Origin of the sequence: Pseudomonas sp. M5 (assembly GCF_016907075.1) — a bacterium.
GTDB lineage: Bacteria > Pseudomonadota > Gammaproteobacteria > Pseudomonadales > Pseudomonadaceae > Aquipseudomonas > Aquipseudomonas putida_E.
In genome coordinates this window covers 5259108-5285536 of record NZ_JAFBBH010000001.1, presented here as the reverse complement: position 1 = coordinate 5285536, position 26429 = coordinate 5259108, and the positions used below count along the sequence as shown (strand labels likewise).

Annotated in this window: 21 protein-coding genes and 4 tRNA genes; 5 read left to right on the top strand and 20 right to left on the bottom strand. The window is 63.0% G+C overall.

Annotated features, from left to right (window positions below; translation table 11 throughout):
• Positions 1-17: 17 nt before the first annotated feature.
• Both JOE27_RS24065 and JOE27_RS24060 read left to right on the top strand, forming a co-directional pair.
• Entirely contained in the window at positions 18-2045 is a 2028-nt protein-coding gene (locus JOE27_RS24065; RefSeq protein ID WP_204920490.1) for a TRAP transporter permease, read from the top strand.
• Positions 2042-2458: a DUF1850 domain-containing protein gene (locus JOE27_RS24060; RefSeq protein ID WP_046786522.1), complete on the top strand. Its 417-nt coding sequence runs from the start codon at positions 2042-2044 to the stop codon at positions 2456-2458. Before JOE27_RS24065 ends, JOE27_RS24060 begins: the two co-directional genes overlap by 4 nt.
• Before the next feature lie 29 nt (positions 2459-2487).
• Here the strand turns inward: JOE27_RS24060 and betT are convergent, their stop codons facing one another.
• A complete protein-coding gene (gene betT, locus JOE27_RS24055; protein ID WP_115275644.1) occupies positions 2488-4461 on the bottom strand; it encodes a choline BCCT transporter BetT in 1974 nt (657 codons plus the stop codon).
• Between the two features lie 299 nt (positions 4462-4760).
• On the opposite strand from betT, the gene JOE27_RS24050 reads away from it, so the two are divergent.
• From JOE27_RS24050 to JOE27_RS24040, 3 genes are all read left to right on the top strand, one after another.
• A complete protein-coding gene (locus tag JOE27_RS24050; RefSeq protein ID WP_231386142.1) occupies positions 4761-6077 on the top strand; it encodes a chloride channel protein in 1317 nt (438 codons plus the stop codon).
• Positions 6078-6180: 103 nt separating this feature from the next.
• Positions 6181-7299 carry a nitrilase-related carbon-nitrogen hydrolase gene (locus JOE27_RS24045; RefSeq protein ID WP_046786699.1) on the top strand — a complete coding sequence of 373 codons (1119 nt, stop codon included), beginning with the start codon at positions 6181-6183 and terminating at the stop codon, positions 7297-7299.
• Positions 7300-7303: 4 nt separating this feature from the next.
• Positions 7304-8389 carry an AraC family transcriptional regulator gene (locus tag JOE27_RS24040; RefSeq protein WP_204920488.1) on the top strand — a complete coding sequence of 362 codons (1086 nt, stop codon included), beginning with the start codon at positions 7304-7306 and terminating at the stop codon, positions 8387-8389.
• 220 nt (positions 8390-8609) lie between these two features.
• Here the strand turns inward: JOE27_RS24040 and JOE27_RS24035 are convergent, their stop codons facing one another.
• The 19 genes from JOE27_RS24035 to JOE27_RS23945 all read right to left on the bottom strand — a co-directional run bounded on the left by JOE27_RS24035 (position 8610) and on the right by JOE27_RS23945 (position 26404).
• Positions 8610-9473, bottom strand: coding sequence for a DUF2242 domain-containing protein (locus JOE27_RS24035; protein WP_204920486.1), 864 nt, complete (start codon positions 9471-9473; stop codon positions 8610-8612).
• Between the two features lie 188 nt (positions 9474-9661).
• Positions 9662-9738 (bottom strand) — tRNA-Asp (locus tag JOE27_RS24030).
• 139 nt (positions 9739-9877) lie between these two features.
• A tRNA-Asp gene (locus JOE27_RS24025) sits at positions 9878-9954 on the bottom strand.
• A 101-nt stretch (positions 9955-10055) separates the two neighbouring features.
• Positions 10056-10132 (bottom strand) — tRNA-Asp (locus JOE27_RS24020).
• A gap of 80 nt (positions 10133-10212) precedes the next feature.
• Positions 10213-10288: transfer RNA gene (locus JOE27_RS24015), tRNA-Val, on the bottom strand.
• A 220-nt stretch (positions 10289-10508) separates the two neighbouring features.
• Positions 10509-11282, bottom strand: a complete 774-nt coding sequence (locus JOE27_RS24010; RefSeq protein WP_046786527.1) for an SDR family oxidoreductase — start codon at positions 11280-11282, stop codon at positions 10509-10511.
• Positions 11279-12490 carry an O-succinylhomoserine sulfhydrylase gene (locus tag JOE27_RS24005; RefSeq protein ID WP_039603172.1) on the bottom strand — a complete coding sequence of 404 codons (1212 nt, stop codon included), beginning with the start codon at positions 12488-12490 and terminating at the stop codon, positions 11279-11281. Before JOE27_RS24005 ends, JOE27_RS24010 begins: the two co-directional genes overlap by 4 nt.
• Positions 12491-12506: 16 nt before the next feature.
• Positions 12507-14012 carry an amidophosphoribosyltransferase gene (purF, locus tag JOE27_RS24000; RefSeq protein ID WP_046786528.1) on the bottom strand — a complete coding sequence of 502 codons (1506 nt, stop codon included), beginning with the start codon at positions 14010-14012 and terminating at the stop codon, positions 12507-12509.
• Positions 14013-14054: 42 nt separating this feature from the next.
• Positions 14055-14612, bottom strand: a complete 558-nt coding sequence (locus JOE27_RS23995; protein WP_012313468.1) for a CvpA family protein — start codon at positions 14610-14612, stop codon at positions 14055-14057.
• A gap of 117 nt (positions 14613-14729) precedes the next feature.
• Positions 14730-15389 carry an SPOR domain-containing protein gene (locus JOE27_RS23990; protein ID WP_115275640.1) on the bottom strand — a complete coding sequence of 220 codons (660 nt, stop codon included), beginning with the start codon at positions 15387-15389 and terminating at the stop codon, positions 14730-14732.
• Between the two features lie 4 nt (positions 15390-15393).
• The gene (folC, locus tag JOE27_RS23985) at positions 15394-16680 is read right to left on the bottom strand and encodes a bifunctional tetrahydrofolate synthase/dihydrofolate synthase (protein ID WP_046786530.1); all 1287 of its coding nucleotides are present in this window, start codon (positions 16678-16680) and stop codon (positions 15394-15396) included.
• Positions 16680-17573: an acetyl-CoA carboxylase, carboxyltransferase subunit beta gene (gene accD, locus JOE27_RS23980; protein ID WP_012313465.1), complete on the bottom strand. Its 894-nt coding sequence runs from the start codon at positions 17571-17573 to the stop codon at positions 16680-16682. The genes folC and accD overlap by 1 nt, the downstream gene beginning before the upstream one ends.
• Positions 17574-17796: 223 nt before the next feature.
• The gene (locus JOE27_RS23975) at positions 17797-18417 is read right to left on the bottom strand and encodes a phosphoribosylanthranilate isomerase (RefSeq protein WP_204920484.1); all 621 of its coding nucleotides are present in this window, start codon (positions 18415-18417) and stop codon (positions 17797-17799) included.
• A 60-nt stretch (positions 18418-18477) separates the two neighbouring features.
• On the bottom strand, positions 18478-19332 hold the full coding sequence (gene truA / locus JOE27_RS23970; RefSeq protein WP_046786531.1) for a tRNA pseudouridine(38-40) synthase TruA: 855 nt from the start codon (positions 19330-19332) through the stop codon (positions 18478-18480).
• Positions 19333-19430: 98 nt separating this feature from the next.
• The gene (locus JOE27_RS23965) at positions 19431-22109 is read right to left on the bottom strand and encodes a FimV/HubP family polar landmark protein (protein ID WP_204920482.1); all 2679 of its coding nucleotides are present in this window, start codon (positions 22107-22109) and stop codon (positions 19431-19433) included.
• Between the two features lie 70 nt (positions 22110-22179).
• Complete coding sequence (locus JOE27_RS23960) at positions 22180-23184, bottom strand: aspartate-semialdehyde dehydrogenase (protein ID WP_115275635.1); 1005 nt, start codon at positions 23182-23184, stop codon at positions 22180-22182.
• Between the two features lie 142 nt (positions 23185-23326).
• On the bottom strand, positions 23327-24439 hold the full coding sequence (asd, locus tag JOE27_RS23955; protein WP_046786534.1) for an aspartate-semialdehyde dehydrogenase: 1113 nt from the start codon (positions 24437-24439) through the stop codon (positions 23327-23329).
• Positions 24440-24502: 63 nt separating this feature from the next.
• The gene (gene leuB, locus JOE27_RS23950; protein WP_204920480.1) at positions 24503-25585 is read right to left on the bottom strand and encodes a 3-isopropylmalate dehydrogenase; all 1083 of its coding nucleotides are present in this window, start codon (positions 25583-25585) and stop codon (positions 24503-24505) included.
• Positions 25586-25639: 54 nt separating this feature from the next.
• Entirely contained in the window at positions 25640-26404 is a 765-nt protein-coding gene (locus JOE27_RS23945; RefSeq protein WP_115275633.1) for a class I SAM-dependent methyltransferase, read from the bottom strand.
• Between the last annotated feature and the right edge of the window lie 25 nt (positions 26405-26429).

Genomic DNA, 26429 nt, shown 5'->3' with positions numbered 1-26429 from the left:
CCATGGGGGAGCGGCACATGAGTGATACCGGGCAAGGTCTGCAAGCCAGTACTGACCGTTGGCCTGCCACGCTTTTTGCCGTGGCCCTGGCATTTTCGACCTTTCAGATCGCAACGGCGGCTTTTCCGCTGATTTCCAGTCAGGTACTGCGGGCAGTACACGTGGGGTTCTTGCTGCTGGTCGTGTACCTGAGCTACGCGTTCACTGGTCATCGCAGGCCGTGGCAACCGCTTGGCTGGCTGCTGGGCCTGGCGGGCATGGCCACCGCTGCCTACCAGTGGCACTTCGAAGGGGAGTTGATTCAACGCTCCGGGGAACTGACCACAAGTGACCTGGTGTTCGGCCTGCTCCTGATCGGCCTGGTTTTCGAGGCAGCGCGTCGGGTGATGGGTATCGCACTGCCCATCATTTGCGCTCTTTTTCTGGCCTACGGGCTGCTCGGCGAGCACCTGCCCGGTGACCTTGCGCATCGCGGCTACGGCCTCGATCAGATCGTCAACCAACTGGCCTTTGGAACCGAGGGGCTCTATGGCACGCCCACCTATGTCTCGGCGACCTATATCTACCTGTTCATCCTGTTCGGCGCGTTCCTTGAACAGGCCGGCATGATCCGGCTGTTCACTGACTTTGCCATGGGCCTGTTCGGCCATCGCAGCGGGGGGCCGGCCAAAGTCTCGGTATTCTCCTCGGCGCTGATGGGGACCATCACCGGCTCAGGGGTGGCGAACGTGGTCACCACCGGGCAATTCACCATCCCGCTGATGAAGCGCTTCGGCTACAAGCCGGCATTTGCCGGTGGCGTGGAGGCGACCGCAAGCATGGGCAGCCAGTTGATGCCACCGGTCATGGGCGCGGTGGCGTTCATCATGGCCGAGACCATCAACGTACCCTATGCCGAAGTGGCGAAGGCCGCGCTCATTCCGGCCTTGCTGTATTTCGGCTCGGTCTACTGGATGGTGCACCTGGAAGCCCGGCGTAGCCAACTGCATGGCCTACCCCGCGAGCAATGCCCGAGTGCCTGGGATGCAGTGCGCCAACGCTGGTTCCTGCTGATCCCTCTGATAGTGCTGGTCGGCCTGTTGTTCTCCGGCCGCACTCCGCTGTATTCGGGAATGGTCGGCCTGGCACTGACTGCCATCGTCATTCTTGGTTCGGCAATCATCCTGCGGGCACAACAGACATGGCTGCGGGCGGCCTTTTGGGTTGCGCTGGGGGTCATCTGTTCAGGATTCTTCCGTATGGGCATCGGTGTCATCCTGCTGGTGATTGCCTCGCTCGCCATCGCCTGCGCGTTCATACAGGGTGGCCGTGCCACACTTCGTGCCTGCGTCATGGCCCTGGCCGAAGGTGCGCGCCACGCGGTACCGGTCGGTATTGCATGCGCCTTGGTCGGGGTGATCATCGGTGTCACCTCGCTCACCGGCCTGGCCACGACCTTCGCCGGCTACATTCTCGACCTGGGCCGCGAAAACCTGTTCCTGTCCCTGCTTCTGACCATGTTGACCTGCCTGGTACTGGGCATGGGTATCCCGACCATTCCCAATTACATCATCACCAGTTCCATCGCTGCTCCGGCCCTGCTGGAGCTTGGCGTGCCGCTGATCGTTTCGCACATGTTCGTGTTTTATTTCGGCATCCTTGCCGACCTGACGCCGCCGGTGGCATTAGCCTGCTTTGCCGCCGCCCCCATCGCCAAGGAGAAAGGACTGTTGATCAGCTTCTGGGCTGTGCGCATTGCATTGGCCGGTTTCGTCGTACCGTTCATGGCGGTGTATGACCCGGCGTTGATGATGCAAGGCGACAGCCTCGGCGCAACGCTGTACATGCTGATCAAGGCCATGTTTGCAGTGGCACTCTGGGGGTGCGCAGCCACCGGCCACTGGCGCATGCCCATGCCATGGTGGGAACGGCTGTTGGCATTCATGGCTGGCGTAGCACTGATTCTTGCCTTGCCCATCAGCGACGAGGTCGGCTTCGCCCTGGGCATTGCCGTCATGGGCTGGCACTACTGGCGGAGCCGGCCATTGCCGCGGCAACCTGCATGACCAGCCTGTGCATCGGGCTTGCCGGTGTGGTTTGGGCAAGCCTGCCGTTGCAGGAGGTTACCCTGGCCTGGCAGCACAGTGTGGAGAAGGTCCGCTGGGAGGAGGATTATCAGGTGACACCCGCAGGCCTCGTGCTGCAGGAGGCTCGGGTGCGGGGCAGCGGTGCCGGCATGGAGATCCCGGACGACGCTCGCCTGCGTGATGGGGCATGGCACTACCATCGTCATCTGCCCCCGCTGCAACCTCTGCATGCCGGACGCACGCCGGAGGCCGGCGACTATCAATTGTGCGTCAAGGGCCGTTGCCAGCCCCTTTCCCACTGGCTGGGACCACCGACCCACACCATTGCTGCCGTGGATTTCTGGGCATGCGAACCGGGTGATGCCGCAGATCAGCGCAAAGCACTGCCCTGAACGCGCTGACAGGGCAGTGCAATTGCTGATCAGCTGACGACGTGCAGGTAGTGCAGGTGGCGCTCGTACTGATCGAGAATGTCGCCGATCACATCGTCCCGGCTCCATCCCATGATGTCGTAATCCTGGCCCCCTTCGCGCAGATGGACTTCAGCACGGAAGTATTTGCGGGTATCGGAACCCTCGTCGGTATCCTGCATGACGAAACTGGGCGTGTTGAATGCGCGCGGGCGTACCTCATACAGGAAGCGCCCTTCTCCAGCATGGGAGAGCTCAAGCATCACGCGCCCATCTTCGCGCTCGTTCACCGCAACTTCATAGCCCTGCTTGCGCAATTCCAGGGCGACTTCTTCACAGGCAGGCTTCACCACTTCGGCTATGAAGCGGGACACATGGGCCCGCCGCGGCATCATGGCGATATTGCGCAGTCGCCGCTGCCACCCGCCGTGGGGCTGGCGCGTATGCCGGGGGCCGGGCAATGCCTGGTTGCGCAGCCCGCGGCGGGTGGCATCGAGGCTGAGTGCCCTGAACAGGCCCCAGATCGCGATCAGCAAAATGGCGGCGAAGGGCAAGGCACTGGCAATGGTCGCGGTCTGCAGCGCCTTGAGGCCGTTGGCCAGCAGCAGCGCAATGGCGACCGCGCCTATGCTGACCGACCAGAAGATGCGTTGCCACAAAGGCGAATGGCCTTGCCCCGACGAGGCCAGCATATCGACCACAAGCGCGCCGGAGTCCGCCGAGGTGACGAAGAACACCACCACCATGAGCACCGCTATCAACGAAATGACACTGGAGAACGGGAAGTGCTCGAGAAAGGCGAACAGGGCCAGGGAACTGTCCTGATCGACCACAGCGGCCAGGTCCTTGACACCCTCGTTGAGGATCATGTGTATCGCTGAGTCACCGAACACCGTCATCCAGAGCAAGGTGAAGCCTGCGGGTACGAACAGTACACCGCAGACGAACTCACGAATGGTCCGCCCTCGGGAAATGCGTGCGATGAACAGGCCTACAAAGGGCGACCAGGACAGCCACCAGCCCCAGTACAGCAGGGTCCAGCCACCGATCCAGTCAGTGGGTTCATAGGCGTAGAGGTTGAAGGTCTTGTTGACGATGTCGGAAAGGTAGGCACCGGTATTCTGCACGTAGGCCTGCAGCAGAAACACGGTGGGCCCCAGCAACAGCACGAACAGCATCAGGATTACAGCCAGGCTCAGGTTGAGCTCGGAAAGGATGCGAATACCCTTGTCCAGCCCGCTGGCCACCGACAGCGTCGCCAACGCGCAGGTGGCGGTGATGAGAATGACCTGGACCGTGGCGTTTACCGGCAGACCGAACACATGGTGGAAACCGCTGTTGATCTGCAGTACCCCATAACCCAGCGAGGTCGCCACACCGAACACCGTGCCGAGGATGGCGAAGACATCCACGGCGTGCCCGATGGGCCCGTATATCCGTTCACCGATCAGCGGATAGAGCGCCGAGCGCAAAGTCAGTGGCAAGCCATTGCGGAAACTGAAATAGGCCAGAATGAGCGCGACGATGGCATAGATCGCCCAGGCATGCAGGCCCCAATGGAAGAATGTGATCTTCATGGCTTCGCGAGCCGCTGCGACTGTGCCAGGGTCGCCCACAGGCGGTGTGGTGAAATGCATCACCGGCTCGGCCACGCCAAAGAACATCAGGCCGATCCCCATGCCTGCCGAAAACAGCATGGCAAACCAGCTGCTCTTTCGGTAGTCAGGCTCGCTGTGATCAGGCCCCAGCTTGATGTCGCCATAGCGGCTGACGGCCAGAAACACCACGCTGATCAACACCAGCGCAACGGTAAGGATGTAGAACCAGCTGGCGTTGGTGATGATCCATTGCTGAACTTGTTCGAACAGCGCCTGGGCGTGCTCCTGAAAAGCCGTGGCATATAAGACCAGCAGAAAGATGAGTATCGCGCTGGTGTAAAAGACGGGTGGGTTGAGCGTGCTCCTGGGTTTGTCGGCTGCTGTCATTACGGCAGTTCTCCTTGTAAAACGATGAGCACAGGGTGCCCCGGCACCACGACATCTGCCCAGATTAGCAGCCAGGAAGATCTCCGTTTGCCGAGCCTGTGCACTTGAACAGCCATGAACCGTAACGCCCGAGAAAAAAAATCTCAAATCGCTGCGCATGTCGAGCCCGCCTGGCGGGACGGTACCGGGCGAAGGCGCCGGGCGTCCGCCCGCCCTGCATGAATACCACCTCTGTCGGGTTTGCCACCCCGGTCATACACGTCATACTCGTGGCTTTACACTCCAACACTGCGTAGACGATGCCCGACCGTACCCGCCTCCCCTCCCTCCCTCTCGGCCGTTCACGCTGGCGAGAATGGCGCCAGCGCCTGGCGTTCTGGATCGGGGCGCTGCTGGTGGGGCTTGTCGCACTGGCGTTCGCCTGGCTGGCCGAAGCTGCATTCGCTTCGTTCGAACGCCTGCTGGAATGGATGCCCTGGGCACCCCTTCTCATCACTCCCCTAGGGTTCGCGCTTCTGGCGTATTTGACACAGCGCTGGTTTGAAAACGCCAAGGGCAGCGGCATACCTCAAGTCATCGCTGCCCTGGAAATGCCATCCCGGCGCCTGCGTGCCCGATTGCTTTCGATTCCCGTTGCCGCCGCGCGCATGAGCCTGACCTTGGGCGCCCTGCTGGTAGGAGGTTCGGTCGGGCGAGAGGGGCCGACGGTTCACATCGGCGCTGCCGTGCTCTACACCTTCGGCCAGCGATTGGGCCTGCACGGGCGCCGCGCGATTGCCGGCCTGATCCTCGCAGGCGGCGCAGCCGGCATAGCCGCCGCGTTCAATACCCCGCTGGCCGGTGTCGTCTTTGCCATTGAAGAGCTGAGCCGCACGTTTGAGCAACGCTTCAGCGGCCTGGTGCTGACGGCGGTGCTGATTGGCGGCGTGGTCACGCTGGGGCTGATGGGGCACAACGCCTACTTTGGCGAAATAAGCGGGCGGATGCCCGTAGGCTGGGGCTGGAGTGTGGTGCCTGCATGCGCGCTGTTGGGGGGAGTGCTGGGTGGGTGTTACGCCAGGCTGGTGCTGCCTACCGATAAGGGCGTACTTGGCCGCCTGTGTACACTACGCGGGCGCTACCCGGTGCGGTTCGCGGCGATCTGCGGGCTGGTGCTGGCAGTGCTCGGGCTGGTTTCTGGCAACCATGTGTTCGGCACCGGCTACGAAGAGACCCGTGCCTTGCTCGAAGGCCGACCGATCACCGATGCCAGCTTCCTTCTCTGGAAGTTTCTGGCCAATGTCGTCTCTTACCTCTCCGGCATACCGGGCGGCCTGTTTTCGCCTTCGCTGAGCATCGGCGCGGCATTCCAGCCGCTGTTGAGCCTGATCCCCAATGTTGACCCACAGGCGTGTGCATTGCTGGGAATGGGCGCCTACCTGGCAGGCGTAACGCGTTCACCGTTGACTGCATCGGTCATCGTTCTGGAACTCACGCATAGTCCGGACCTGGCCATCCCGATGCTGGCAGTGACATTGATGGCTGCCGGCATCTCCGGTTGCATTTCGCCGGTTTCCCTCTACCACGCCCTGGCAAAGCAGATCATCGACAAAGTTGCACCTGCCAGATCCAGTTGAAATCAACGGCTGCGCGAGGCACGCTCAAGACGACTGTGACACAATGCTCAGCGACTTCTTGGTTCACCGCCTCGTCATTGCGAGTATCAACGAAATCAAAGGCATGCGAAAACTATTAGCAAGCGCCTTGGCGCTGGTAATGATCGCCGCCCTGTGCGGCTATGGCTTCTGGACCCAACAGCGCCCGGAAGGCCACTACCTCTCCGACCTGCGCATCGAACTGGCGTTGAACCACGGCGTGCCCGGCGAGCAGGGCAACCTGCTGGGCGTCGAGCCCCTGCTTTACCCAAGCGACTATCAAAACCTGCAACGCCTGCACCGCAAGCTCTCGGCCTACCTGCAACAAGCCCGTGCCCAGGGCCTGATCAGCCCGCGCACGGTGGTGGTGCTGCCGGAGCACATTGGCACCTGGCTGTGGGCCCGCGGCGAAAAGAACGAGCTGTACCAGGTCACCCGCAGCCGCGAGGCAGAGCAATGGCTGGAGTTGAGCAACCCGCTGCGCTATGGCCTGGCGATAGTGCGGGCCAGCGGCGATGACCGCCGGGCCGACGCGCACTTGCGCATGAAGGCTCAGCAGATGGCCCGCGACTACCAGCAGCTGTTCGGCAGCCTGGCCAAGGAGTTTGGCGTGACCTTGGTGGCCGGCTCGATCGTGCTGCCTGACCCCTATGTGGAAAAAGGCGTGCTGCATACCGGCGGCGGCCCGTTGTTCAACAGCAGCCTGGTGTTCGCCAGCGATGGTTCACCGCTGGGCCAGCCACAACGCCAGCAATTCCCGGACAGCCAGGTACGGCGTTACATCCATGATGGCCGCAAGCAACCCCTACAAGTGGTGCAAACCCCGGCCGGGCGTCTTGGCGTGCTGATCGGCAGCGATAGCTGGTACCCGGAAAACCACCAGCAGTTGGAGAACCAACAGGTACAACTGATCGCCAACCCGGTTTTCCTGAGCGGCAAAGACAGCTGGCAAGCGCCATGGCGTGGCAACCGGCACCAGGATGCGGCGGCCGAGCTTGCCCTGCAGCGCGGTGAAGTGAGCGAGAAGACCGCCTGGCAACGCCTGACCGAGGCTGCCGGCCAAGGGGTCAGCAGCATGAGTGTATTCATGCGGGGGCAGTTCTGGGACCAGGGCAGCGACGGTCAAGGCTTCGCCCATCAGAGCGGCGAATTGCTTACAGGCCCTCCCAGCCAGGGCGCACGCCTGCTGAACGTGTGGCTGTAGGGGTATGTCCCGCCCCCGCGTTCGCCTGGGCGACCTCTCGGTAGGTTTCGTCCAGCCACTTGCTGAGGCCATCCAGGGCCTCGGTCACGATCCTCAGCCGCTGCTGCGCCGTTACGGGCTGGATGAAACACGCTTGGCCGAAGCCGGCGCACGGCTGTCTATCCCCCGTTACATGCACCTGGGGCATGCTGCAATCGCGCTGTGCGGGGAGCCTGCCCTGGGTCTGCACATGGGACGCCTGAGCCGGCTGGCCCAGGCCGGCCTGGCGGGCGTCACAGCCGCGCAGGCGCCTACGTTGGGCGAAGCCGCCCGTACACTGCTGCGTTTCGAGCCGCTGTATGCCGCCAACTACCGTGGGCATTCGAGTTTTCAGGAAGACGCCCAAGGGGCATGGCTGCGCTTTTATTCAATCAGCCCCTACAACGCCTATAACCGTTTCGTGGTTGACTCGCTGCTGACTGGCTGGCTGGCCCAGCTTGCGGCCCTGACCGACACGCCCATACAGGCCGAGCGCCTGGAGATCGAATTCGAAGCACCCGGCTACGCCGCCCAGTACCAGCCGTTGTGCAGCACCGCCGTGCAGTTTGGCGCCAGTGGCAACCGACTGCGCCTGGGCCGGGCCACGCTGGAGCTGGCCAACCCCCAGCATTGTCCGAGCACCTGGCAGCACCTGCTGCAACTGTGTGAAACGCACATGCTGCAGCGCACCCGCGTACGCAGCCTGGGCGAGCGCATCACCCACCTGCTCGGCCCCCTGCTCAACGGTGGCCGTGAGCCCGGCCTGGAAGAAGTGGCACTGCGCCTGCAACTACCCGCCTGGACCTTGCGGCGCAAACTGGCAGAGGAAGGCACGCGCTTTCGCGACTTGCTCAACGATACCCGACGCGACCTTGCCGAGGCCTATATCCGCGATACGGAATTGAGCTTCGGCGAGATTGCCTATCTGTTGGGTTTTGCATCGGCTGAGGCCTTCCAGCGCGCATTCAAGCGCTGGACGGGCCTCACACCGGGGGGGTTCCGCCGCAGTCAGCGGCAGGTCGGTCAAAGCTCGGTGGCGTCGTCGGCCGGTTCCGGGGTGTCCAGCTCGTAGGCTTGGTACTCGAGCAGCTCTTCCTGATATTCATCCATTACCCTGCGCCCTCTTCACTCTTTTATCTTCGTTGGTCATGCCTTCCAACCTAAGCAGGCTGGATGAAGAAATGATGACAAGCCTATGAGTGGTAAACGTAGCAGGTGTTCAGAAAGTTATCGTCTGGTGATCTGTAACAGCGAATGATTGGCCGTGTCGACGCCTGTTCAGGGAAGATCATTCAGAGTGAGGGTGCTTCAGCCGCGGCAGGCTGTGCATCCTGCTGCACCTGAATCGGCGCAGGCGCCGCCGGCGGTGCGACCGGTTGCGAACCCTGGCTGTCATCAACCACCGGCGCTGCTGGGGCCTCGCTCGCCGGGGCCACCGCCTCAGCTGCAGGTGCTGGTTCTGCTGGCGCCGGTGTTGCTGGCGCAGGCGCAGGAGCAGGTGCTGCCTCTGCCAAAGGAGCGCTCACAGGTGCTGGCGAAACTTGCTCAGGCAACCCCAGGGCAGGCGCTGTGTTCACGGCCTTGGGCACAGGCGCTTCAACCTTGGCCTTGCTGACCTTCTTCGGCTTGGGCTTGGGCAAGTAGCTTTCGACAAGAGCAAAGTAACGCTCGTAGAACTGCGGCGCGGTCACGGTCTCGCTGGCGACCTTGACCATCGAATCGTCACTGGAGCCGATCGGCATCGAAACAGAACCCAGTACACCCACGCCGAGGCTGGCGGACGTATTGGACTTCTTGAGGGCGTAGCGGTCCTGCAACGCGTTGGCGAACATGGTCGAGCGCTGCTCGTCACTGCTGTCGGGCGCACAGGTCACGCTGAAGCTGATCTGCAGGTGGTTCTCGCTGTTCTGCTGGAAGCTTTTGTTACCGGCAATCTGGTTGGCGCCGCTGCTGGTGATGATGTAACCCTGGCTCAGCAGCGCACGCCGGGCAGCCTCGCACGAGCCGGCTTCACTGACCGGGAAACTGCGCGAGAAGGTGCCCGAGTCATCGAAGTTCTCATGCTCATAGATAGCGGTTTTTTTCGAGGAGCAACCGGTCACGCCCGCCAGCACCAGGGCCAGCCCGAGCGCACCAAAGACGGATGATCTGGTCATTGCGAATTCCGGGTAAGTCGAGAGGTGCCTATTGTGCATCACAGCACCCTTGCACTGAAACCGTTCGACGGTGAAGAGTCTGTCAGCATCGTGTAAATGTTGACTTTGCAGGCGCGTAAACGAAAAAAGCGACCCTAAGGTCGCTTTCTCGTTTTGCTTCGAAGCGTTCAAGGGCTTCGAGGCGAAGATGGCGCAGCGGACGGGACTCGAACCCGCGACCCCCGGCGTGACAGGCCGGTATTCTAACCGACTGAACTACCGCTGCGTATCGCTCGGGCTTTCGCCCGGTTGAAACTGTGATCTACCCTTGCGGCGAACAAAGCCTCAGGGCAGACACAAAAAAAGCGACACGAAGATCGCTCTTTTTGCTGCTTCGAAGCGTTCAAGGGGCTTCGAAACGAAGATGGCGCAGCGGACGGGACTCGAACCCGCGACCCCCGGCGTGACAGGCCGGTATTCTAACCGACTGAACTACCGCTGCGTATCGTTCAGGCTTGCGCCTGATTGAAACTGGGATCAGCCTGAGGCAATGTTGCCTTTTGGCTTCAGACCGGTGCAAAGCACCCATCTGTTACTGAAGAATGGCGCAGCGGACGGGACTCGAACCCGCGACCCCCGGCGTGACAGGCCGGTATTCTAACCGACTGAACTACCGCTGCGCATAGTGGCTTATCAGGCCTTGTTCCTCTCTGGCCATCTGCCTCTTTCGAAGCATCGTGCACCAGGAACGCTCAGGAAGTGGTGGGTGATGACGGGATCGAACCGCCGACCCTCTGCTTGTAAGGCAGATGCTCTCCCGGCTGAGCTAATCACCCTCGCGATGTTGCTTGTTGCGTTTGCTTCGCTGAGGCCGCGAAATTTACGCAGGTGCCGATGCTAAGTCAATAGCCCCGTTGAATTTTTTTTGAAAAGGGTGGGAGAGCAGTTGCAAGCTTCAAGCTGCAAGCCGCAAGAAAAAGCCAGGTGGCGCTGGCCCGATTTCCAAGCCCGGCAAATGACGAAGGGACCTCACGGCCCCCTCTTGCAGCTTGCAGCTCAGCTATAGATCATCTTGCGCGTCATGCCGCCATCGACCACGAACTCCTGGCCAGTGACGAAAGCTGCCTGGCGCGACAACAGCCAAGCAACCATGGCCGCCACGTCTTCCACCGTCCCTACCCTGCCCGTCGGATGCTGGGCATGGTCGGCATCGCTCAACGGTTCGGCACGGCGTTGCGCAGGGTCACGCGTATCGATCCAGCCCGGGCTCACGGCATTGACGCGGATCTCCGGGCCAAGGCTCATTGCCAGGGCATGGGTCAACGCCACCAGGCCGCCCTTGCTTGCTGCATAGGCCTCGGTATCCGGCTCGGACTGCCGGGCACGGGTCGAGGCCAGATTGACGATCGCACCATTGTGCGCTCGCAAGTAAGGCGCGCAGTGCTTGGCCAGCAGCATCGGACCGCTGAGGTTGACCGCCAGCACACGGTTCCATTGCGCCAGGCTCAGGCTCTCCAGGGTCTGGTTATGCGGGTTGGCGATGGCCGCGTTGCACACCAGCGCGTCCAGCCGCCCGAACTGCCCCAACACCTCGGAAACCCCGGCACTGACCTGGGCTTCGTCGGCTACGTCCATGGTGATGAACCAGGCGTTTTCACCCAGGGCCTTGGCGACCTTGGCGCCGCGAGGGCGGTCCAGGTCGCTCAGCACCACCTGCCAGCCCTCGCAGATCAACCAGGCAGCAATGCCCAGGCCGATGCCGCGTGCGGCACCGGTTACCAGGGCTACCCGGCCGTTATGGCCCGGCCCGCCGCCCTTCCAGTCGATCACAGCGCTGCCAGCCCACGCGCAAGGTCGGCTTGCAGGTCAGCCACGTCTTCCAGGCCGACGGCGACGCGGATCAGGCTGTCGCGAATACCCGCAGCCTCACGCTCCTGCGGCGTCAGGCGGCCGTGGGAGGTGGTGGCCGGGTGCGCGATAGTGGTCTTGCTGTCACCCAGGTTGGTGGTGATCGAGATCACCCGCGTGGCATCGATGAAACGCCAGGCGCCTTCCTTGCCACCCTTGACCTCGAAACTCACCACCGCACCAAAGCCGCTCATCTGGCGCTTGGCCAGTTCGTGCTGCGGATGGCTTGGCAAGCCGGCGTAATGCACCTTCTCGATACCCTCCTGCTGCTCCAGCCACTCGGCCAGTTGCTGAGCGCTCTGGCAGTGCGCACGCATGCGCAGCTTGAGGGTTTCCAGGCCTTTGGTGAAGATCCAGGCGTTGAACGGGCTGAGGGTCGGGCCGGCGGTGCGCAAAAAGCCCACCACTTCTTTCATCTGCTCGCTGCGCCCTGCCACAACGCCGCCCATGCAACGGCCCTGGCCGTCGATGAACTTGGTAGCGGAATGGAACACGATGTCAGCGCCAAGCTTGAGCGGCTGCTGCAGTGCCGGGGTGCTGAAGCAGTTGTCCACCACCAGCATGGCACCACGGGCATGGGCAATTTCGGCCAGCGCGGCAATGTCCACCAGTTCGGCCAGCGGGTTGGAAGGCGACTCGAGGATCAGCAGCTTGGTATTGGCCTTGATGGCCTTGTCCCAACCCGCCAGATCGACCAGCGGCACGTAGTCCACTTGTACGCCGAAACGCTTGAAGTACTTCTCGAACAGGCTGATCGTCGAGCCGAACACGCTCTGCGACACCAGCACATGGTCGCCGGCGCTGCACAACGACATCACCACGGCGAGGATCGCCGCCATGCCGGTAGAGGTGGCCACGGCCTGCTCGGCACCTTCCATTGCCGCCAGGCGCTCCTCGAAGGCACGCACGGTCGGGTTGGTGTAGCGCGAGTAGACGTTGCCCGGGGTTTCACCGGCAAAGCGCGCGGCCGCATCGGCGGCCGTGCGGAAGACATAGCTGGAGGTCAGGAACAGCGCTTCGCTGTGCTCCGCCTCCGGTGTACGGTTCTGACCGGCACGCACCGCCAGGGTGTCGAAGCCGACACCCTCGAGGTCACTGTCCAGTCGCCCGGCATCCCATTGATCCGTCATGCCGTCGCTCTCCAAATCAGTTGTTGTAGAGGTCGATGATCGCGCTGACCGCCTGGTTCTTCACCTTGGCCAGGTCATTGCGAGCCTGCTCGATGCGGTCGAGGTAGGCCTCGTCGATGTCGCCAGTGACGTATTCACCGTTGAACACCGCGCAATCGAAGTGCTCGATCTTGATCTTGCCGCCACCGACCGATTCGATCAGGTCCGGCAGGTCCTGGTAGACCAGCCAGTCGGCGCCGATCAACTCGGCCACCTGATCGGTGGTGCGGTTGTGGGCGATCAGTTCGTGAGCGCTCGGCATGTCGATGCCGTAGACGTTGGGGTAACGCACTGCAGGGGCCGCGGAACAGAAGTAGACGTTTTTCGCGCCGGCTTCGCGGGCCATCTGGATGATCTGCTTGCAGGTGGTGCCGCGTACGATCGAGTCGTCGACCAGCATCACGTTCTTGCCGCGGAATTCCAGCTCGATGGCGTTGAGCTTCTGGCGCACCGATTTCTTGCGTGCAGCCTGGCCGGGCATGATGAAGGTACGGCCAATGTAGCGGTTTTTCACGAAGCCTTCGCGGAACTTGACGCCCAGGTGGTTGGCCAGCTCCAGGGCGGCGGTGCGGCTGGTGTCAGGGATCGGGATGACCACATCGATATCGTGGTCCGGGCGCTCGCGCTGGATCTTCTCGGCCAGCTTCTCGCCCATGCGCAAGCGCGCCTTGTATACCGAAACGCCATCCATGATCGAGTCCGGACGGGCCAGGTAGACGTGCTCGAAGATGCACGGTTGCAGTTTCGGGCTTTGAGCGCACTGCTTGGTGTACAGCTGGCCTTCTTCGGTGATGTACACCGCTTCGCCGGGCGCCAGGTCGCGGATCAGGGTGAAGCCGAGCACGTCCAGGGCAACGCTTTCCGAGGCGATCATGTATTCAACGCCTTCGTCGGTATGACGCTGGCCGAACACCACCGGGCGAATGCCGTTGGGGTCACGGAAGCCGACAATGCCATAGCCGGTGACCATCGCCACCACGGCGTAACCGCCGACGCAGCGGCTGTGCACGTGGGAAACGGCGGCGAACACGTCTTCTTCGGTGGGCTGCAGCTTGCCACGCACCGCCAGCTCATGGGCGAACACGTTCAGCAGCACTTCCGAGTCGGAGTTGGTGTTGACGTGGCGCAGGTCGGACTCGTAGATCTCCTTGGCCAACTGCTCGACGTTGGTCAGGTTGCCGTTGTGCGCCAGGGTGATGCCGTACGGCGAGTTGACATAGAACGGCTGGGCTTCGGCCGAGGTCGAACTGCCCGCAGTCGGGTAACGGACGTGGCCGATACCCATATGGCCTACCAGGCGCTGCATGTGGCGCTGCTGGAAGACATCGCGCACCAGGCCATTATCCTTGCGCAGGAACAACCGGCCGTCGTGGCTGGTCACGATACCTGCAGCGTCCTGGCCGCGGTGCTGGAGGACCGTAAGCGCGTCATACAGCGCCTGATTGACGTTCGACTTACCGACGATACCGACGATGCCACACATGCGACGCAACCCCTACTTTGATGAAACTTGAGTGAATAGCGCTCAAGGCTTTGCAGGCCCGAGCAACTGTTCCTTGAACGGGAGATCAGCCGGAGTGCTGATCACCCCACTGGACATCCACTGGCTGGTGAAACCCAGGATCAGGTTCTTCGACCAGTCAGCGACCAATAGAAACTGTGGTATCAGGCGAGATTCCTGCCACCAGGTATCCTGCTGCACCGGCCCCAGGCTGAGCAGGCCGATGGCGACCACCACCAGCAAGGCTCCGCGCGCCGCGCCGAAGGCCATGCCGAGAAAACGATCGGTACCGGACAGCCCGGTCACGCGGATCAGCTCACCGACCAGGAAATTGACCATCGCGCCCACCAGCAGGGTGGCGACGAAAAGAATGGCGCAGCCAGCGATGATGCGCATCGATGGGGTCTGGATGTAGCTTTCAAGATACACCGAGAGCGACCCACCGAACATCCAGGCGACTGCACCGGCAATGATCCAGATGAGCAGGGACAAGGCTTCCTTGACGAAGCCGCGCTTGAGACTGATCAGTGTGGAAACGGCGATGATCGCGATGATCGCCCAATCAACCCAGGTAAATGCCACGGTGCTGCCTGCAGACGTTTGAGGCGGCGCATTTTACCAGAGCAAAGGGCCGGGAGTAAGCGGAATGTCAGGCCGATTGGCCAGCCCGCAGATGGGCTGCAGGGCAGCCCCCTGGAATCAACCGCGTTCTGGCTGGAAACGGATCACAAAGCCCTTCAGCTTCTGCTGCCGATTGATTGCATCACGCAGGCGCTCAGCCTCGGCACGCTCGATCAGCGGCCCCACATACACCCGATTCATGCCACCGGCCGAACGAATGTAGGCATTGTAACCCTGGCTGCGCAGGGTTTTCTGCAGGTTCTCGGCTCCGGCGCGATTGGACAGGCTGGCCAGCTGGATCGACCAGCTCACCGGCAAGCCGTTGACGTCGATTTTCGACGGTGCGGTAGCGCTTGCTGCTGGCGCAGGCGTAGCGGCCGGCTGCACCTGGGCCTTGGATGCCGGAGCAGGCGCCTGCGGCTTGGGCTGAACTTGAGCCTGGGTTTGCGGCGAAGGCGTGATCGGCTGGCTCGGCGTGGCCACCGGGGCCGAGGACTCATTGACCACCACAGGTGCCTGCTGCGGCTCTTGCGGCAGCGGTTGCGGCTCGGGCACTGCAACCGGCTCTACCTTGACTTCAGGCAAGCTCGGCATCGCTGGAGCCTGCGGGGCCTCGACGCGCACCTGGCGCATTTCGTCCTCGCGGGTGAACAGCATCGGCAAGAAAATCACCGCCAGCGCCACCAGCACCAACGCACCCACCATGCGCTGTTTCATCCCTTTATCCAGCACTGCCATCTACTCACCCCTCCAGGGCCTGCTGCCCCAGCCATTCCAGGGCCTCGGCAACACAGAAAAACGAACCGAACAGCAGGATCTGGTCATCCGCCGTCGCCTGAGCGCATTGCCCATCAAGAGCGGCGCCGACGCTGGCATAAGACTTCACCGACGCGCCGAGGTTCGTCAAGGCGCCGACGAGTTCGGCGGCCGGACGGCTGCGCGGTGACTGCAAAGGCGCCACCGCCCAGTCGTCGACCAGGCCCTGCAACGGCGCCAGGACGCCTGCCAGGTCCTTGTCCGCCAGCAGGCCGAAGACTGCCAGGCGCCGGCCCTTGAGCGGTCGCGCTGACAGGCGACGCGCCAGGTATTCTGCTGCATGGGGGTTATGCCCCACATCCAGCAACAGCTCCACGCGCTTGCCTTGCCAACTGAACGTGCGACGGTCCAGCCGCCCGGTGATACGGGTATCGAGCAGCGCCTGACGAATTTGCCCGGCATCCCAAGGCAGCCCCATCAGCAAATAAGCCTGCAGGGCCAGGGTGGCGTTCTCCATCGGCAGGTCGAGCAGCGGCAGGCCTGACAGCTCCACCACCGCGCCATCTGCTGCTGTCCCGCGCCAGTGCCAGGTACTATCGGCACTGGTCAGATCGAAGTCACGCCCCCGCAGGAACAACGGCGCCGCCAGTTCACGCGCCTTGTCCAACAATGGCCGAGGGGGATCCAGGTCACCGCACAATGCCGGCTTGCCCGGGCGGAAGATGCCAGCCTTCTCGAAGGCTACCAACTCGCGGGTATCGCCCAGGTAATCGACATGGTCGACGCCGATACTGGTCACCAGGGCCAGGTCGGCATCGACGACGTTCACGGTATCCAGACGACCACCCAGGCCTACTTCAAGCACCACGGCATCCAGCCCGGACTGGTAGAACAGCCAGAATGCCGCCAGGGTGCCCATCTCGAAATAGGTAAGGGAAATCTCGCCTCGCGCCGCCTCGACGGCAGCAAAGGCTTCGCACAGGCGCTCATCACTGGCCTCCTGACCATCGATCAGCACCCGTTCGTTGTAACGCAACAGGTGTGGCGAGCTGTACACGCCAACCTTGAGCCCCTGGGCACGCAGCATCGACGCCACGAAGGCACAGGTCGAGCCTTTGCCGTTGGTGCCAGTGACGGTCACCACACGGGGCGCCAGCTTGCCCAGGGCCAATCGTGCAAGCACCTTTTGCGAACGCTCCAGCCCCATGTCGATGGCCGAGGGGTGCAACTGCTCGAGGTAGGCGAGCCATTCGCCCAGGGTTCTGTCTTTCATCAGGCGACCGCAGCGGCCTCGCGTGCCTGCTCGGGAGTTTCCTGGCCGGTCATCTGCGCCAGCAGACGCGCCAGGCGTGGACGCAGCTCGCCACGCGAGATGATCAGGTCGATGGCGCCGTGCTCCAGCAGGAACTCGCTGCGCTGGAAGCCCTCAGGCAGCTTTTCGCGCACGGTCTGCTCGATCACGCGCGGGCCGGCAAAGCCGATCAGCGCCTTCGGCTCACCGACAATGACATCGCCGAGCATCGCCAGACTGGCGGAAACACCGCCGTAGACCGGATCGGTCAATACGGAGATGAACGGAATGCCCTCTTCGCGCAGGCGGGCCAGCACGGCCGAGGTCTTGGCCATCTGCATCAGCGAGATCAGCGCTTCCTGCATGCGCGCACCACCGGAGGCCGAGAAGCAGATCATCGGGCAGCGGTTTTCCAGGGCATGGTTGGCGGCGCGGACAAAACGCTCACCGACGACGGCGCCCATGGAACCACCCATGAAGGAAAATTCGAAGGCACTGACCACGATCGGCATGCCCATCAGGGTACCGCTCATGGAGATCAGGGCGTCCTTCTCGCCGGTCTGCTTCTGGGCACCGACCAGGCGGTCCTTGTACTTTTTGCCATCGCGGAATTTCAGGCGGTCGACCGGCTCCAGCTCGGCACCCAGCTCGGCACGGCCTTCAGCATCGAGGAAGATGTCGATGCGCTGGCGTGCGCCAATACGCATGTGGTGGTTGCACTTGGGGCAGACATCCAGGGTCTTTTCCAGCTCCGGACGATACAGCACGGCCTCACAGGCTGGGCACTTGTGCCACAGGCCTTCTGGCACCGAGCTCTTCTTCACCTCGGAACGCATGATCGAAGGGATCAGTTTGTCGACTAACCAGTTGCTCATGCTTTATTTCTCCAGTATTGGCGGGCGGGGACCAGTCTGGCCGGCCATGCCCTGCCCTTTGAGCTCAAATTCTTCTGTCAAACGATGACGAGCCGGCCACAGGGGCTGCCTGCGTACCGCACCGTCTTCAACGTATTCTTTGGCCAACCGGCATGCCGGCAGCCGCCCCGCAGGGCTGCGATAGCTATGGACGATGGCGCGCAGCCAGCCGTCACATCTGGCATCACGCCTGTTTCACCGCGCGCATGAACGCTTCGATCTTCGCCGCGTCCTTTATGCCCTTGGCCTGCTCCACACCACCACTGACATCCACCGCATACGGCCGCACCTGGGCGATGGCCTGGCCGACATTGCCGGCCGACAAGCCTCCGGCAAGAATGATCGGCTTGCTCAGCCGTGAAGGCACCAGCGACCAGTCGAACGCCTCGCCAGTACCACCGGGTACGCCGGCAACATAGGTGTCGAGCAGGATGCCACGCGCACCGGCATAGTGCCGGCAGGCAGCCTCCAGGTCATCACCCGGGCGCACTCGCAGCGCCTTGATCCAGGAGCGGTGGTAGCCTTCGCAGTCAGCCGGGGTTTCGTCGCCGTGGAACTGTAGCAGGTCCAGCGGCACAGCCTCGAGGATCTCGTTGAGTTCGCAGCGCGAGGCGTTGACGAACAGGCCGACCGTAGTCACGAAGGGTGGCAACTCGGCCATGATCGCCCGCGCCTGGCGCACGTCGACGGCGCGCGGGCTTTTGGCATAGAAAACGAAGCCGATGGCATCGGCCCCCGCCTCGGCGGCGGCCAGCGCGTCTTCTATGCGGGTAATCCCGCAGATCTTGCTGCGAACATTGCTCATGGACTGCAAACCCTGAGAAAACACTGAAAGGCCCGATGGTAGCAAAAGCGTTTTCGCCCGTCAGTCGGCCAACGCCTCGTAGCCGGTCAGAAAGTGTGGGCCAATGTAACGCTGTGGCAGCTGGAATTCCTCCGGGTACTCTACCTGCACCAGGTACAGGCCGTACGGATGGGCCGTCACACCGCCTTCGCGCCGGTTGCGCCCTTCCAGCACTTCACGGGCCCAGCCCGCAGGGCGCTCACCTGCACCAATGGTCATCAGCACGCCGGCAATGTTGCGCACCATATGGTGCAGGAAAGCGGTGGCCCGCACATCCAGCACGATCATCTGCCCGTGACGGGTGACCCGCAGGTGATGGATATGCTTGATCGGCGACTTGGCCTGGCACTGGCTGGCGCGAAAGGCACTGAAGTCGTGGGTACCCAGCAGGAACTGCGCAGCATCGGCCATGCGTTCTACATCAAGCGGCCGGTGATTCCAGGTCACTTCCTCGGCCAAGTGTGCCGGGCGGATCGGGTCGTTGTAGATGACATAACGGTAGCGCCGGGCGGTGGCCTTGAAGCGCGCATGGAAATCCGCAGGCATCGGCCGCGACCAGACCACACTGATGTCATGGGGCAGGTTGAAGTTGCTGCCCAGGGTCCAGGCGCGTTCGTCGCGATTGGCGCGGGTATCGAAATGCACGATCTGCCCACACCCATGCACACCGGCGTCGGTACGCCCGGCGCAGACCACCGTGATGGGCTCGTTGGCCACTTTCGACAGGGCTTGCTCCAGTGCCTGCTGGACACTGGGCACACCGCTGGCCTGGCGTTGCCAGCCGCGGTAGCGCGAACCCTTGTATTCCACGCCCAGGGCAATGCGGGTGAAGCCTTCGGCGGCCGATTCGGTGGCAGCGGTGTCGATGATGTCCAAGAGCGTGAAACCTGTGGGGCAATACGAAGTGCCGGGGATTATAACGACAACGGCAGCCTTGTTGGGCTGCCGTTGGTTTTACGCTGCAGGTGAGGCCTTCAGACCAGCCGGGACAGCATGTCTTCGGCTTCCTGACGTTGGGTGTCGTCGCCATCCTTGACCACTTCATCGAGGATGTCGCGCGCACCCTGATGGTCGCCCATGTCGATATAGGCACGTGCCAGATCGAGCTTGGTGGCCACTTCGTCGCTGCCGGAGAAGAAATCGAAGTCCAGGTCGTCCAAAGGTTCCGGCTCCTGGGCAGCATCTGCAGCGGTGAAGTGCGGCGCCAGCGACGGCGACTCGAGATTCTGCGAGAGCTTGTCCAGTTCGGCGTTGACGTCGCTCAGCTCCGAAGCAAAGCTCTTGGCAGCCGGTGACTGGTCATCCAGCGACAGCGACAGGTCGAAGTCTTCCGGCAGCTCCAGCTCGGAAATCGGGTCGAACTCAGGGATGGAATCGAAAGCCGCCAGTTCGGCAGCAACGTCGACCGGCTCTTCCTCGACCGGTTCGGTAACGCTCGGCTCACCCATGTCCAGGTCGAAGTCCGCCAGATCATCGACGCTCTGCGGTTCGGCCTGAGCCTGCGCCAGCAAGGCTTCGAAGTCGGCATCGGCATCTGCTTCCTGCACGGCAGGATCAGCGGCGGCGAGCGGCTCGTCATTTACCTGCAGATCCGTCAAGGCCGCTTCATCGAGCATCGGCGGTTCAAGGTCGTTCAGGGGCAGATCGTCACCCAGGTCAAGGTCGAAGGCACTGTCCAGACCATTGTCATCAAGAGCAGGCGCTTGAGCATCGGCCTCGGCTTGCGGTTCAGGTTCAGGCTCAGGCTCAGCAACAGCGTCAGGCTCAGGCTCGGCATCGACCTCTGCAGGCGGCTGCGGCTCATCCTGCAACAGATCCTGCACATACTGCTCATCCAGCTCGGCAGCCAGCGCCGCAGCCCCCAGCCCCGCTGCGGCGATGCCGAGCATGGCCGGGTAATGCTCCTTGAGCTGACTGACCTGCGCGATATTTTCTTCGCTGCCCGGCAGCTTGCGCTCCTGCTCCACGAATGCGCTGTGGTCACCCTGGCGCGCATAAACCTCCATCAGCTTCAACCGCAGGCCATCATGCTCCGGTTGCGCAGCGACGGCCGTCTCCAACAGGTCGGCCGCATGGTTCAGACGGCCGCTGGCCAGGCTCTGCTCGACCTCAGCCAACAGCTCGGCATTCGGGTCCTGTGCCGGTGATGGCGCGGCAACGGGGGCTGGGGCTACGGGTTTTTCCGCCGCAACGGCTGCAGCAGCCGAAGCCGCTACCACCGCCGGCGACAGGGTTACGCCAGGCGCCGACACTTCCAGCTCATCGAAGCTGCTCGAAGGCAGGTCGAGGTCGGGGTTACGCTCGCCCTCCTCGGCCAGTGCCCGCGCCATACGCAGGTGCTTTTCGGCCTCCTGCTGGGCTTTGCGTCGGCGCGCCAGCAGCAACAGCAGCAACAGCAGCACGAGGAATGCGGAACCTGCGATCAGGCCCAGCACCAACGGATTCCCCAGCATCTCATCCAGCGCGCCCGGCTGCTGGGCGGCTGGGGCATCCTCGCCAGCCGGGGCAGAGCCAGGCGCGGTGTCGACGGCAGCCGGCGCCGGTGCCACGACGGGCTCGGCGGGCGGTACCTGGGCGTTGCCTGCAGGCTGCGCCGGGGCCGATTCACCAGGCAAGGCGGCGGCCGATGCCGGCTCCCCGGCAGCACCCTGTGCCTCCAGGCGTGCCAGCTGGTCGTTCTTGAGCTGAATCAGGCGCTGCAGCTTGTCCAGCTGGCTTTGCAGGTCGCTCATCCGGCTCTTGAGTTCTTCATTGTCACGACGGCTGGTGTCCAGGCTCTCCTGGGCCACGGCCAGCTTGTCGTTGAGCGCCTTGGCATCGCCAGCGCCAGGCTGGTTGCCTGGGCTGACCAGGCGCAGGTTGTCGCCCTGGGCGATACGTTCCGGCGCCGCATCGGCAGCGCCGCGACGGGTGGCGTCCAACTGCCTGGCGCGGGGGCCGAGGCGCCGGCCCTCACGCCAGGCGGCGTACTGTTCGGCCACTTCGCGATTGGCCTCGGCCTGGGGGATGCTCTGGACCTGCTGACGATCGGGCAGGCGCAACACCTGGCCAACCTTCAACTGGTTGATATTGTTGCCGATAAAGGCATCCGGGTTCAGCGCCTGAATGGCGATCATGGTCTGCTGCACCGAGCCACCGCTTTGGGTATTGCGCGCAGCAATCTGCCAGAGGGTATCGCGGCGTTTGGTGGTGTAGCTGCCGGCGCTGCTGGTTGCCGGGGTGACATTGGCCGCGGCAGGCTGCTCGCCCTGGGCCTTGGCCTGGTCGAGCAGCACACTGTAGTCACGCAGCAGGCGGCCCTGGGGCCACATCACCTGGACCAGAAACTTGACCACCGAGCCCGGCAGCGGCTGGCTGGAGGTTACCCGCAGCACGCTCTTGCCATTGGGGTTGATCACCGGGGTAAAGCTCAGGTCCTCAAGGTAGCCCGGATACTCCACCCCGGCCTTGCTGAACTCTTCCGGCGGCGCCAGGCTTGGTGCCACTTCGGCAGCGGTGAGGTCGCGCACATCGAGCAATTCGATCTCGGCGTCCAGCGGCTGGTTCTGCGCCGACTTGAGCGTCAGCTCACCCAACCCCAGGGCATTCGCCATGCCAGATGACAGCGCCGACGCTGCCGCCATGGCCAGAACCAGTTTGCGAATTCGAAGCATGACCTCATCCCTTGTATGAATCGTCCCGAAACCGCATGCGGTGCGGGACAAAAGTGCTCGCCAGTATCTTTTACGCTATGTGTTTAATCAACAATTGCGCCACCTGCACGGCGTTGAGCGCAGCGCCCTTGCGCAGGTTGTCGGTGGTCAGCCACAGGTTGAGCTGCTGGTCTTCGTCAACACCATGGCGTACACGACCAACATAGACCACGTCTTGCCCTACTGCGTCCCCTACCGGGGTCGGATAATCATCCCGCTCGACCAGCTCGACACTGTCGGCACCCTCCAGCGCGGCATTGACCGCAACAAGATCCACCGGATTACGGCTCTGTACCGCCACACTGAAGCTATCGCCAAAAAACACCGGGACTTGAACGCAGGTCACGGAAATCTTCAGTTCCGGCTGCCCCAACAGCACCGGCAGCTCATCAACCAGGCGGCGTTCGAGCGCGGTGTGGCCCTGTTCGTCTGCCGCACCGACCTGGGCCAGCAGGTTGAACGCCACCTGGCGATCGAAGAAACGCGGCTCCAGCGGGCGGGCGTTGAGCAACTCGGCGGTCTGCCGGGCCAGTTCGTTGACAGCCTCCCGGCCCTGGGCAGACACCGCGAGCGCGGCCATGACCTGCACACGCTCGATCTCCAACAGCCCCTTCAGTGGCGCCAGCGCGACGGCCAAGGCCACGGCTGCAGCACTGGGGCTGGCGATGCACGCCGGCAACGCCAGGCCGGCGATGCGCTCGGCGTTGGCCTCAGGCACGACCGCCAGGGCGTCATCCAGGCCGCCAGACAGGTCAATGACCGTGCAGCCGGCCTCACGGGCCTTGCTGGCAAAGCTACGGCTGACGGCCGGGCTGGCGGCGAAGAAGGCCAGTTTGACCTGGGTGAAATCGAAACTGTCGACCTCACGCACTTTGACCTTCTTGCCGGCGAACATCACGCTGCTGCCCGCCGACTCCATGCTGGCCAGCAGGTGCAGCGTGCCGACCGGGAAGTGCAATTCTTCGAGAATCTGTACCAAGGTTTCACCGACGCTACCGGTGGCGCCGACGACGGCGATGTCCAGGGGTTGGGTCATGGAGAGGATCCTTTTGCTGTAACGGCGGGGGGCGGCACTTTACTCGGATTGTACCGTTTTGTCTGTGCTGGCCCTGTGGGGCGCGCACCATAAAAAAACCCGCGCTGTCACCAGCGCGGGTTTTCTGTTCAACGCAGAACGATCAACGCTCGAGCAGAATCCGCAGCATGCGGCGCAGCGGCTCGGCAGCACCCCACAGCAGCTGATCGCCGACGGTGAACGCGCCCAGATACTGCGAGCCCATGTTCAGCTTGCGCAAACGGCCCACCGGAATGTTCAGGGTACCGGTGACGTTGGTCGGGGTCAGTTCCTGCATGCTGATCTCGCGCTGGTTCGGCACCAGCTTCACCCACGGGTTGTGCTGGCTGATCATGCCTTCGATATCGGCCAGCGGCACGTCCTTGTTCAGCTTGATGGTCAGTGCCTGGCTGTGGCAGCGCATGGCGCCGATGCGCACGCAGATGCCATCGACCGGGATCGGGCTCTTGAAGCGGCCGAGGATCTTGTTGGTTTCGGCCTGGGCCTTCCACTCTTCACGGCTCTGGCCGTTCGGCAGCTCCTTGTCGATCCATGGGATCAGGCTGCCCGCCAGGGGCACGCCGAAGTTCTCGGCCGGGTAGGCCTCGCTGCGCATGGCCTCGGCCACCTTGCGGTCGATGTCGAGGATGGCGCTGGCCGGGTTGGCCAGGTCATCGGCAACTGCCGCGTGGGTAGCACCCATCTGCTTGATCAGCTCACGCATGTTCTGCGCACCGGCACCGGACGCCGCCTGGTAGGTCATGGCGCTCATCCACTCGACCAGGCCCGCTTCGAACAGGCCGCCAAGGCCCATCAGCATCAGGCTGACGGTGCAGTTGCCGCCGATGTAGTTCTTGGTGCCGGCATCGAGCTGCTGGTCGATCACCTTGCGGTTGACCGGGTCGAGCACGATCACCGCATCGTCCTGCATGCGCAGCGACGAGGCAGCATCGATCCAGTACCCCTGCCAGCCGGCTTCACGCAGCTTGGGGAAGACCTCGTTGGTGTAGTCGCCGCCCTGACAGGTCAGGATCACGTCGAGGGTCTTGAGTTCTTCAATCGAATAAGCGTCCTTGAGCGGAGCAATATCCTTGCCCACGTTCGGGCCCTGGCCACCGACATTGGAGGTAGTGAAGAACACCGGCTCGATAAGGTCGAAATCCTGCTCCTCCAGCATCCGCTGCATGAGCACGGAACCGACCATGCCGCGCCAACCGATCAGACCTACACGTTTCATCGCAACTACACCTTTGCTAAAAGTGGGCCGCCACCGACCAAAAACGGTGGCGGGCCAGAGAGATTACAGATTCCGCAGCGCTGCGACTACTGCGTCGCCCATTTCCTGCGTACCTACCTTGCTGCAACCGGCCGACCAGATGTCACCGGTACGCAGGCCCTGGTCCAGGACCTGGCTTACCGCCTGCTCGATGGCCTCGGCTGCGGCCTGCTGGTTGAAGCTGTAACGCAACATCATCGACACCGACAGAATGGTCGCCAGCGGGTTGGCAATGCCTTGGCCGGCGATGTCCGGCGCCGAGCCGTGGCAAGGCTCGTACATGCCCTTGTTGTTGGCATCGAGCGACGCCGAAGGCAGCATGCCGATCGAACCGGTCAGCATGGAAGCTTCATCCGACAGGATGTCACCGAACATGTTGTCGGTCACCATCACGTCGAACTGCTTGGGCGCGCGCACCAGTTGCATGGCGGCGTTGTCGACATACATGTGGCTCAGTTCTACGTCCGGGTAGTCCTTGGCCACGTCCTCGACCACTTCACGCCACAGTTGGCTGGAGGCCAGGACGTTGGCCTTGTCCACCGAGCACAGCTTCTTGCCACGCACGCGGGCCATGTCGAAGCCGACGCGGGCGATACGGCGCACTTCGCTCTCGCTGTACGGGAGGGTGTCGTAGGCCTGACGCTCGCCGCCTTCGAGTTCACGCTGGCCACGCGGGGCACCGAAGTAGATGCCGCCGGTCAGCTCACGGACGATAAGGATGTCCAGGCCCGAGACGATTTCCGGCTTGAGCGACGAGGCATCGGCCAGTTGCGGGTAGAGGATGGCCGGGCGCAGGTTGGCGAACAGGCCCAGCTGCGAGCGGATTTTCAGCAGGCCGCGCTCAGGGCGGATGTCCCGCTCGATCTTGTCCCACTTCGGCCCGCCCACAGCGCCCAACAGAACGGCATCGGCCTGGCGCGCACGTTCCAGGGTCTCGTCGGCCAGCGGCACGCCGTGCTTGTCGATGGCAGCACCGCCGATCACGTCGTGCTCGAGGCTGAAACCGAGCTGGAACTTGTCGTTGGCCAGCTCCAGCACCTTGACCGCCTCGGCCATGATTTCCGGACCAATGCCATCACCTGGGAGAATCAGAATCTGCTTGCTCATGCTTTCCTCTATCCATTCAAGCGGTGCGGCCAGCCCGGCCGCACCGTAAAAAACTCAGCGCTCTGCCCACAACACGATCACGTCGGTGCTGAACGAGCCGTCTGCCTCAATCTGGTAATACTGCCGCACTTCCTCGCCCATGGCTTGCTGCAACTGGCGTATGGCCACGCGCAGCGGCTCGGGCGTGCGCATGCGCTCGACCCACGAGGCCCACTCCAGGCGCAGGCGCTGGCGGGTGTGGCTGCGGGCATGCAGGCCAGCTTCGCTGACCTGGCGCTGCCACTGGGCGGCAGAATAATCGCGTACGTGGCTGGTGTCGCGCAGCACTTCAACCGTTTGCAGATAGGTATCGAGCAACGGGCTGCCCGGCGACATCACGTCAATGAAGGCTGCCACCCCGCCCGGCTTCAACACCCGCCGCACTTCGCGCAACGCCACGCCCAGGTCGCTCCAGTGGTGCGCTGAATAGCGGCTGAAGACGTAATCGAACGAGGCATCGGCGAACGGCAGGCGTTCAGCGGCACCACGCTCGGTGGTGATATTGCCCAGGCCGCGCTCGGCGGCGGCGCTGGCAACCACGTCAAGCATCGACTGCGACAGGTCGTAGGCGACCACCTCTGCCACCAGAGGCGCTACGTGGAAGCTGACATGACCGGCACCACAGCCCAGGTCCAGCACGCGAGCCGCACCCTGCCCCGCCAGCTCGGCTTGCAGCAGGGCGAACTCACTGCCCTGGGCGTGCACGGCGCTGCTGAGGTAGGCACTGGCCTGTTCGCCGAACTGGCGTTGGACCACATCGGTGTGGGTGGTGCTGGTCATGGGCGCATTCCTTTTGATTTTGGGT

Excerpts from the sequence above, each read along its gene's own strand:
- JOE27_RS23965 (WP_204920482.1), bottom strand. The coding sequence starts at position 22,109 with ATGCTTCGAATTCGCAAACTGGTTCTGGCCATGGCGGCAGCGTCGGCG.
- leuB (WP_204920480.1), bottom strand. The coding sequence starts at position 25,585 with ATGAGCAAGCAGATTCTGATTCTCCCAGGTGATGGCATTGGTCCGGAA.
- accD (WP_012313465.1), bottom strand. The coding sequence starts at position 17,573 with ATGAGCAACTGGTTAGTCGACAAACTGATCCCTTCGATCATGCGTTCC.
- JOE27_RS24005 (WP_039603172.1), bottom strand. The coding sequence starts at position 12,490 with ATGACGGATCAATGGGATGCCGGGCGACTGGACAGTGACCTCGAGGGT.
- betT (WP_115275644.1), bottom strand. The coding sequence starts at position 4,461 with ATGACAGCAGCCGACAAACCCAGGAGCACGCTCAACCCACCCGTCTTT.
- JOE27_RS24045 (WP_046786699.1), top strand. The coding sequence starts at position 6,181 with ATGCGAAAACTATTAGCAAGCGCCTTGGCGCTGGTAATGATCGCCGCC.
- JOE27_RS23990 (WP_115275640.1), bottom strand. The coding sequence starts at position 15,389 with ATGGCAGTGCTGGATAAAGGGATGAAACAGCGCATGGTGGGTGCGTTG.
- JOE27_RS24050 (WP_231386142.1), top strand. The coding sequence starts at position 4,761 with ATGCCCGACCGTACCCGCCTCCCCTCCCTCCCTCTCGGCCGTTCACGC.
- JOE27_RS23945 (WP_115275633.1), bottom strand. The coding sequence starts at position 26,404 with ATGACCAGCACCACCCACACCGATGTGGTCCAACGCCAGTTCGGCGAA.
- purF (WP_046786528.1), bottom strand. The coding sequence starts at position 14,012 with ATGTGTGGCATCGTCGGTATCGTCGGTAAGTCGAACGTCAATCAGGCG.
- JOE27_RS24035 (WP_204920486.1), bottom strand. The coding sequence starts at position 9,473 with ATGACCAGATCATCCGTCTTTGGTGCGCTCGGGCTGGCCCTGGTGCTG.
- JOE27_RS23975 (WP_204920484.1), bottom strand. The coding sequence starts at position 18,417 with ATGAGCAATGTTCGCAGCAAGATCTGCGGGATTACCCGCATAGAAGAC.
- folC (WP_046786530.1), bottom strand. The coding sequence starts at position 16,680 with ATGAAAGACAGAACCCTGGGCGAATGGCTCGCCTACCTCGAGCAGTTG.
- asd (WP_046786534.1), bottom strand. The coding sequence starts at position 24,439 with ATGAAACGTGTAGGTCTGATCGGTTGGCGCGGCATGGTCGGTTCCGTG.
- JOE27_RS24065 (WP_204920490.1), top strand. The coding sequence starts at position 18 with ATGAGTGATACCGGGCAAGGTCTGCAAGCCAGTACTGACCGTTGGCCT.
- JOE27_RS23960 (WP_115275635.1), bottom strand. The coding sequence starts at position 23,184 with ATGACCCAACCCCTGGACATCGCCGTCGTCGGCGCCACCGGTAGCGTC.
- JOE27_RS24040 (WP_204920488.1), top strand. The coding sequence starts at position 7,304 with ATGTCCCGCCCCCGCGTTCGCCTGGGCGACCTCTCGGTAGGTTTCGTC.
- JOE27_RS24060 (WP_046786522.1), top strand. The coding sequence starts at position 2,042 with ATGACCAGCCTGTGCATCGGGCTTGCCGGTGTGGTTTGGGCAAGCCTG.